Here is a 9277-nt window from a genome sequence, read left to right on the forward strand (position 1 = left end):
TTTTATCCTTCTGTTAAAAATGCTGCAATACGTTTTGAAACATTTTGTTGAGATTCGGTAATGATATTCAGCCATTTCTTTCTGTCAACTGCAACTTCATCGGGATGTTCAAGTACACGCAGTACCTTTTCAGCCATTTCTTCTTTACTGTTGATCCATACTACGGCATCCAGGCCTTCCATACTTTTAAAGTGTTGGAACCTGTAAATCGTCTCTACCGACCACGCTTCAGAATCTGTCTGGTCATACTTGATATAACATGCCGGTTTGTCAAACATCGCAAAGTCGTGTGCCATGGTTGACCCGACATTATAAACCGTATCGCAATGAAAGGCGATATTGACCAGTAATGCAACATCCTCAAATGATGGGTAAAAAAGGTTCCAATTTTCACCCTCATCACGGTTCCACAAAGGATCGGACACTTTAATGACATCCTTATAACGCTTCAACACTTCATCATACCGATTTGAAAAGTCAGCAGGGCACCGACGAAAAAGTATTTGGGGTCTTTTGCTTTTTTCCATCTGTTCTACCGCTTCTGCAAGGTCTGCCAAATACTCAGGATCGTAAGGAGAGGTACGTGTATCATCACCGGAAAAACATATTATTTTTCTCTTAGGATCAAGATCATATTTTTGGCAAAATAGTTCTTTGTCCCAGTAAAGTGATTTGTCATGGTAAAAATCAAATTGAGGTGTTCCGGTAACAACTATGGAAGCTTCCTCTATTTCAGGATAATACATTTGCATCTCATTTTTCATATACTCTGACCATACACAATAACCATCCGTCCGTGTAGCCAGCCGGGCTTTGGGAAGGTTGTCCCATGAGTAGATCGCGGTGATTGTCTTTATACCTGACATCTGCGCTGTGAGAACAGCAGGTACGGCAATGATGGAACGCTGATGCGTGTTGAACACCACATCCGGATTATGACGTTTTAAAAAATCACTAAACGGCTGCAGATAGGCTGATTTTTTCACACGATTGTCATACATGCCTTCCATCTTTAAAATAGCTTTATCACTGTTAAAAGCAGAACCTGTTATTTCCACTGCTTTATAAAACAGTTTAAGCCTGAAATTTCTAATGGAAGGTGCCCAGTTCGTCATCAGAGTCTGATTTTTCACTATATGAGTGTTATGCCGCAAACGGGCATAGCTGATACTCTCACGTAAGAACTTTTCAGACATACTCTCTTTATAGGGCGGTAACGGCTCACTATCCAATCTTATGTCATGTAAAGATTCAACCTCGCCTAAAGCACTTTCACTCAACGCATGCCACACAACGATTTCATGCCCTTTATCTGTCAAATCTTTTAAAATGTTCGAATACAGATAATTGCGTATTCCCACACCATCGGGTACCAAAAACAGTATTTTCACTTGATCCCCCTGCTTTCTATCATCAGTCCGACACTCACCCACTGCCAAATATAAAAAGCGTTATCCTGTGCACCGTTTTTGTAGGCAAGCCACTCTTTTTGCATTTCATCTACCTTAAACCATCGTCTCAGTTCTGAAGATGCGATCTGCTCTATCTGTTCATCTACAAAACTTGTCAACTCATTACCTAACCATTCACGCTGAGGTGTCTGTACCGGACGTTTGGGAGCGAAAACGATCTCTTTACTCAAATGCTTTTGTGCAATCTGCCGGAGCATCCACTTTTTTTGCCCTGCACGTATCTTGTACTCCTGTGGCTGCGCAAAGGCAAGCTCAACCAGACGGTAGTCAAGAAAAGGTTCACGCAGTTCAACCGACGATGCCATGGAAACACGGTCATTAAAACGCAAAGCCCGTGGGATTTTAGTATAAAAAAGATCTCGGTACTGCATATTCTGCAAGGCATTATCAAAGGGTTTGGGATAAGGATGTTTTTGCGCTGCCTGGGCAAAGTCTGTCCGCAAAACATTGGTACGGGTGGGAGATGTCTTGACACCCTGTACAAGGCTGTCACCCTGTGCCGTATAGTAATCATACCCTGCCCACTGCTCATCCATGCCCTGTCCGTCAAGCAGCACCAGTGTCCCGTCAGCTCTTGCCTGTTTAAAAAGCGTGTAGTAAGCGATTGTAGGGATGCCCCCATAGGGTTCATACTGCACTTCAAACAGCTCCTGGGCAAGTGCGGGTACACCTGCAGCGGTAAGAAGCACTTTTTGCAGCGGGTTGCCTGTACGCTCAAGCATCATCTCTACCCATTTGTCCTCATCGTAGCGTTCGTCACCTGTGTAGAAGGTATATGCCTTGATGTTGTCATTGCCCGGATGGGTTTTGTGTACCATGGCAAGCAGGGTCGAGCTGTCCAACCCCCCGCTGAGATTGAACCCTACTGTTACATCGGCACGGAAACGCAATTTGACACTCTCTTCAAGCAGCGTTTCATACGATGCCTGCACCGCTTCGAGTGTAGTTTCGGTATGAAGTTGCCCGATGCGTGATGCAAAATCGTACCACCGTCTTATCTTCACACTGCCGTCATACACCATCGAGCATCCTGCCTCAAGCTGCCGTACCCCTTCCCAAAAACTCTCTTCAGGTCTGCCGTAGGTACCGTAGGCAAGATAGGATGCCCACACTCTCTCTTTGGGACGAAGCGGTATGCCGGCAGCTTCAAACGCCTTGATCTCGCTGGCAACATAGAGACTCCCTTCATACTCCATATAGTAGAATGGCTTTACCCCAAAACGATCCCTTGCACAAAAGAGGTTTCCCTGCTGCCGGTCGTAAATGACAAACGCAAACATACCGTTAAGCCGTTCAAGCATCGCTTCTCCCCAAACAGTATAGGCTGTAAGGAGTACCTCCGTGTCGGACACGGTACGAAATGCATAGTGGTAAGCCAATGTCTGTCTTAGTTCAAGATAGTTGTATATCTCACCGTTAAAGACGATCACATAGCGTCCCTGACCATCTTCCATGGGCTGGTTCGCTTCAGTAGAGAGGTCAATGATAGAGAGCCTGTTATGTCCCAGTGCCACCCCCTCTTTTGGCATCAGCTTTCCGGTATGGTCAGGGCCTCTGTGCTGTTGGGCATGGAGCATTGCATCGAGTGTACGCTCTTTCGCTGCCTTTCCGACAATGCCGACTATACCGCACATTTACGACTCTTCCTTTCCATTGAGGGATACATAAAAGGACTCTGCCTTTTCCCAATCCTCCATCGTATCGATATTGATTAGCTCCGGACTCTCGATGGGGAAAGCCACAATATCGTCTCCAAGCAGTGAGCCTTTGTTGCGTATGGTCTCTACGGAAGTGATGTAGATGGCACCGTCACGGTGGTAGGCAGGCGGAAGTTCCTGACGGCGGGGGATGATCTTTTTCTCTCCGGTACTGATTTTGAGACGGTTATTCTTTTCTATTTCAAAGGTCCAGTGAGGGTTAAACTCATCGGGCACCTTCCTCACCGATACCAGTGCATCGGGGCGTTCCTGAACAAACATGCGTATGGCATCGTCTATGACCCCTTGTGGACGGTAAGGACTTGTCACCTGAAGCAGACAGACCGCATCGTACACTTCACCCTGTGATTCCATAAAATCCAAAGCATGCTGCACGACTTCAAGGCTTCCCGAATGATCTTGCGCCAGTGCTTCCGGTCGCATGAAGGGTACTTCAAGTCCATAGTTGCGTGCCACTTCCGCTATCTTCTCATCATCGGTTGAGAGAATGGTTTTTTCAAGTAATAAAGCATCATTTGCCTGTTCAATGGTATAGGCGATCAGCGGCTTTCCTGCCAGTGGCTTGATGTTTTTGCCTGGCACACCTTTGGAACCACCCCTTGCCGGAATTAATCCGAGGATTTTTAAGTTAGAAGTTGGAAGTTTCAAGTTGGAAGTTTCAAGTTTCAGGTTGGAAGTTTGTTTCATTGGATACCTTTTTTTATGGAACTTATTAGAGCATTAAGCATTTTTTCAATTTCAAAAATTTTATCCAAGAGTATTTCATCATTGGCAATATAACCAATACGCTCCGAAATTTCCAATTGTGTTTGTAGTTCATAAAGAGAACCTAAGGCAATATGCAAAAACTGAACAAACTCTTTTTTAGAATTTCTTCCAGCCCCCTCAGCAATATTGGAAGGAATAGATACACCACATCTACGAATTTGATCCGACAAAGCATACATTTCATTTTTAGGAAAATCTTCCAGTTTTTTATAAACCAAAACAACAAGATCCATAGCTCTCTGCCAAACAATCAACTCTTTAAACTTCGCCATCACCCCTCCTCAACTTCAAACTTCAAACTTCAAACTTCAAACTTCCAACTTCCAACTTCCCCACTAATAAGTAATCGTTTTATGAAAACGAAGTGGTATGGTTGCCAAAGTTTCTGCGATTTTAACGCCAGCCATACCGTCTCCATAAATATATTCCGATTCGTAGTGACCATGTTCAACATGCTTTTCAATAGCCTGCTCGATCTCTTTTTGATCGTAACCGCAGTCAATCACGTTTTTCCCGCGTTTTCGACCATGTTGGCGTGTACCGATATTTACAACAGGAATCCCCAAGTAGGAACTTTCGCGTATGCCTACGCTTGAATTGCCGACCAATACTTTTGCATTTTTTATCAAGCGTAGAAAATCTTCAGGTTCCATGTTTTTGAAAAAGCGGATATTTTTGGGGTTTTTCAATTCTCTGAAAGTACGGATCGCATTAGAAGTACCGTCAGCTCCGGCATCTACATTGGGCCAGAACCAGAAGGTAGGCATATTCAGTACATCAACCGCTTTGAGTGTTTCAAGCACATGTTCTTTGGATGCCTCATATTCTGTGGTAACGGGATGCTGCATTACTACAAGGTATCCTTCTTTCTCCCAGTCGTCTATGTCTCCCACACCACCATATTTTTCTACAGGGTCAAAACCGAGTTTCTGGTTTTCCAGCACTTCTTTTGCCAAATCTATCGAGGGACAGCCCGTATTGATAACATAGGCAGGGTCTTCTCCCATTTTGATGACACGTTCACGGGCATCCCGGGAAGCGACCAGGTGGATATCTGCCAGTTTTGTATTGGCATGGCGGACTTTTTCGTCTATGTTCCCTGTCACTTCTCCCCCCTGTATGTGTGCCAGAGGAATATTTTGATAAGAAGCGGCAATGGAAGTGGCAATTGTTTCGAAACGGTCGGCAATACTGACGACAACATCGGGTTGAAGATTGTAAAAAACATTAGACAGCTCCATCAGTGCCAAACCGGTAGTCTTGGCCATTGCTGTTGGCGTTTCACCCTCCAAAACATTGTAGACCTTTTCGGTTATTTCGAAACCATCTTCTTCTATGACATTTACAGCATTGCCGTATCTGTCTAACAATGCAGAACCTGCGACAACAAGTTGAAGTTCCAAATCAGGATGTTCATTAATAGCGGTTAAAGCTGTTTTTACCCGTGCATAGCTTGGCCTTGCTGTGATTACCACACAAATTTTTCGTTTATTCATCGATGTCTTCCTTTGTGAGAAACTCCCAAGTCGTTTTATCTGTTTTTAGTGTTTTGCCTATTGCTTGTTGCCATGCAGAAGCATCGATGCCGAACCCTTTCGGTTTTTTGGCTTCAAGATCATCAAATGTCAACACATGCCCGGCTTCAAGGTTTTTGTTAACTGCAAGACTCTTTTCAAAGATGCTTTTGAGTGTACTAAATCGGCTGTTGTCCTGTTTGTCGACTGGATGGGAGAGAGCAGTCTCTATGTCTCGTACCCCTTCGACAAGACGGGCAATCTCGTCTATGGTCAGAGATGCTTTGGCATCGGGACCGAACATCCGTTTGTCGAACACGGCATGAAACTCCAGTATCTCCGCTCCGAGTGACACTGCTGCCAAACAGGCGAAAATATCACCTGAGTGGTCGGAAAATCCTACGGGCACCCCATAGCGTGTCTTTAATGCATCGATAACATTCAACCCCCACTCTTCGGGTTTGGTCGGGTAGGCTGTCGTACACTGAAGTACGGAAACATCGATGCCCTTCTCTTTGAGAAACTGCACACTGATGTCAAGCTCTTCAAATGAGCTCATCCCCGATGAGAGAATGACCGGCTTTCCTGTTCGGGCTATCTTTTCAAGCAGCAGCAGGTTCGTTACCTCCCCGCTGCCTATTTTGTAGGCAGATACCCCTGCTTCTTCAAGAAGGTCTACTGCCGCATTGGAAAAGGGAGAAGAGATAAAAGCAACACCCACCTCATCACAATGGGCTTTGATGCCTTTCCACTGCTCCAGTGTGAACTCCATCCGTTTCCAGTAGTCGTACCGTGTGGCATCTTCATACGAAAACTTCACACGGAACGGTTCATGCTCACTGCTCTCTGCATGGGCAATGTGTGTCTGGAACTTGACAGCATCTACTCCGGTCTGTGCCAGGGCATCGATGTAGGAGTGCAAAATACCCAAACTTCCTTCGTGGGCTTGTGCTATTTCTGCTATAATGTACGTTTTTTCCATTTTTCAACCAATTTTTCAATATTTTTACACCATTCTTCTAAATCATATATTTTATCTGGTATATTTTTTCTATATGTATTTATTCTACTATTATTTTCATATTTCTTAAGTTCATCAGAAATCGCTTTTACCCAATTTTGTGGCATATTTGGAAAATCTACCAACCGACCAAAAGAACCAGTTCCCATAATTTCCGCAACTGGGTCGATATTGGAGGCTATACATACATTTCCGCATTTTAATGCTTCAGTCAAGGACATCGGGTGCCCTTCATGGCATAAAGTTGAAAAAAGATATATGTCTGAAGCTTGATAATAAGAAGCTAACTGATCATTAGGGATTCTTCCCAACCATCTTATCTGTTTACCATGGATTTCATTATGGGTTCCGATTATCAAAAGTTCTATATTAGGGAGGTCCTGTATAAGTTTTTCCCAGGCTTTAAGAATAATATGCAATCCTTTTTTAGAACGATCTTGAGAGAGCCAAAGCAAATATATCTTATTTTCGGATAATCCCAATGTCTGACGCAATATTGTTTTATCAGAAGCTGAAACGTGTTGAAATTTTATTGAGTCCACCCCATTATATATATGTGTAACTTCACAAGGAAGTGCATGTGTCTGAGTAAGCTGAAAATGATAGGAAGCTCTTGTCAATACAATTAAGTCATCTATCATTCCATAAAAATTTTCAAGTTCATTAGGTGGCATAAAATAATGATACCCATGAATAAAAAATAATATTTTAATGCGACTTCTTACACCTTCTTTTCTAGCATAATAATCAACGGTTTTCAAAAGTCCAGGATTGTCAATGATCATAACAATCAGTTCTTTTTCAGAGGAGAGTATCTTCTTGAGTGCATTCCAGTAGACTTTAAAACGATAAAACTTGATAAAAGCTTCCATTTTATATCTCAAAATTTTTGGTTCTTCTACAAGGTAATGTTTTGACTGAACAATAGTTTTATCTAAATTTTTTTTAGGACAAATAACATAGTCGATATTTGAATTTTCTTTTTTTAACAGATATGAAAATCTTGTAGTCCAACTTGCAATACCACTATATGGCAATGCAAAATGTGAAACAATAACCGTTTTTTCATATTTTTCCTTTTTGAAGAAGTATGTTAGATATTTTTGTCAACAATTTGTATATTTTATGTTCCTTATTTACAAGAAAGGAAAATGATTTAAAAAAATATTGTCTGTAAATGACAAGATGAAACAAAATAAAGAGCAATAACATAAGTATTCCTGCCAATATAAACCCAACCATGCTTTTATCGAATATTGAAATTATTAAAGCAATACTCACAGAAAATATTATATTCTGTATCACAAAAATACCAAGCTTAAGACTCGTAAAAAAAACAAAAGGATTGTAACCTAGCTTAATGATGCCAATACCTGACTTTATTACAGAATACAATATGGTAATAACAACATATGTTATTGCATAATCAATAATACTCCCTTTCAAAAAAGAAATAAGTAATAGCACAGGAATAAGTACAACTAAATTTGCCAAAGAAAGTTTAGACTGTATCTCAGGATATCCTATGCCAGTCAAAATATTGATTGAGGCTCCATAAATAGATGTGATCAATCCATATACCAAGAAAACTTGTATAACAGGAACAGCATCAAGCCATTTGTCTCCGAAAATGTTTACAACAATAAAATCCGCATAAAACATTAAAAAAATATATATAGGTGTAAAAAATACCAATTCAAAATAACTCATTGACCATAATGCATTTTTTATTTTTTCAGGGTCATCTTTATGTTTGGCGATATAGCTTATGATCAACTTACCCATAGGACGACTTGTTTTGGCTCGAATATTATCAGATTGTGAAAATGCAAAATTATACAAACCTAGCGCATGAGGATTAAAGTTGTTCATTAATATAATCTTATCCATATAGGAAGATAAATAGCTTCCGATTCCAGTAACAAGATAATGTTTTCCAAAATAAAAAATTTTATGAAATAATTCTTGATCCCAAAGTTTTAAATCAAACGTTTCGTTTGATTTTTTAATGATAATCAACATAAATACAATACCACCCAAAATTGACCCATAGGCAAAAGAAAGTGCACCAAACCCCAAATAAGCAAACAATACTTTTGTTCCACTATCAACAAGACCTTTTGCTATGCCTGCATACACTTCTGGTCTAAAATCGATTTTTTTCCTTAGCACAAAAAGTGGAACCTGATAAAAAGCATTGATAATATAGCCTACAGAAAGTATTCTCAAAAGTTGCCCAACAATTTCACTCTCATAATAATGCTGTACAGGATAAGAAAGAATGAATTGTAGAATAAACATGAAAATATTCATCATCAATCTTAGTTTAACTGTAATTGATAGAATCATTTTTTTCTGTTGAATGTTCTCTATTTTTTCCTGTAAATAAAAATTTTCAAAACCTGTATTTGCCAATATACCAATAAAACTGCTGAAAACTGAAGCCATCATAAGATAACCGTAGTCTGAAGGGAAGAGCAATCTTGCTAAAGCAATGGAGGCTGCAAATGTAATAACTCTTGTGAATGTATTCCCAAAAAAGATATATTTAGCTGATTTCCGGGCACCTGGCATGATTATTTTGCTTCTTTTATCTTTTGGATTTGAAAAGGGGTGCCATCTTAATGGCTTCAGGACGGGTACCAAATACTATGAGGATTTTTTTCATTTCATGTACCTACAAAGTTCCAACATCAATTTTTACATCCAAAATATTTGCAAAACATACTATGAAATGCTTTGAAACTTTGATTAGACAGTGTTCCATATTTCTTTTGAATGGCA

At 40.6% G+C, this 9277-nt stretch carries 8 protein-coding genes; all 8 read right to left on the reverse strand.

Annotated features, from left to right (window positions below):
- Positions 1-2 precede the first annotated feature (2 nt).
- Positions 3-1391 carry a hypothetical protein gene (locus F8L24_RS00305; protein WP_294950906.1) on the reverse strand — a complete coding sequence of 463 codons (1389 nt, stop codon included), beginning with the start codon at positions 1389-1391 and terminating at the stop codon, positions 3-5.
- Positions 1388-3106, reverse strand: a complete 1719-nt coding sequence (asnB, locus tag F8L24_RS00310) for an asparagine synthase (glutamine-hydrolyzing) (protein ID WP_294950907.1) — start codon at positions 3104-3106, stop codon at positions 1388-1390. The genes F8L24_RS00305 and asnB overlap by 4 nt, the downstream gene beginning before the upstream one ends.
- Positions 3107-3877, reverse strand: a complete 771-nt coding sequence (locus tag F8L24_RS00315) for an acylneuraminate cytidylyltransferase family protein (RefSeq protein ID WP_294950908.1) — start codon at positions 3875-3877, stop codon at positions 3107-3109.
- Positions 3874-4230: a four helix bundle protein gene (locus F8L24_RS00320; protein WP_294950909.1), complete on the reverse strand. Its 357-nt coding sequence runs from the start codon at positions 4228-4230 to the stop codon at positions 3874-3876. Before F8L24_RS00320 ends, F8L24_RS00315 begins: the two co-directional genes overlap by 4 nt.
- Positions 4231-4293: 63 nt before the next feature.
- Positions 4294-5454 carry a UDP-N-acetylglucosamine 2-epimerase gene (neuC, locus tag F8L24_RS00325; RefSeq protein ID WP_294950910.1) on the reverse strand — a complete coding sequence of 387 codons (1161 nt, stop codon included), beginning with the start codon at positions 5452-5454 and terminating at the stop codon, positions 4294-4296.
- Positions 5447-6454, reverse strand: coding sequence for an N-acetylneuraminate synthase family protein (locus F8L24_RS00330; protein ID WP_294950911.1), 1008 nt, complete (start codon positions 6452-6454; stop codon positions 5447-5449). The genes neuC and F8L24_RS00330 overlap by 8 nt, the downstream gene beginning before the upstream one ends.
- Positions 6433-7365, reverse strand: a complete 933-nt coding sequence (locus F8L24_RS00335; RefSeq protein ID WP_294950912.1) for a glycosyltransferase family 4 protein — start codon at positions 7363-7365, stop codon at positions 6433-6435. The genes F8L24_RS00330 and F8L24_RS00335 overlap by 22 nt, the downstream gene beginning before the upstream one ends.
- 193 nt (positions 7366-7558) lie before the next feature.
- A complete protein-coding gene (locus F8L24_RS00340) occupies positions 7559-9067 on the reverse strand; it encodes an oligosaccharide flippase family protein (RefSeq protein WP_294950913.1) in 1509 nt (502 codons plus the stop codon).
- Between the last annotated feature and the right edge of the window lie 210 nt (positions 9068-9277).

The sequence above is a fragment of the Sulfurovum sp. genome, from assembly GCF_015493435.1.
Taxonomy (GTDB): domain Bacteria; phylum Campylobacterota; class Campylobacteria; order Campylobacterales; family Sulfurovaceae; genus Sulfurovum.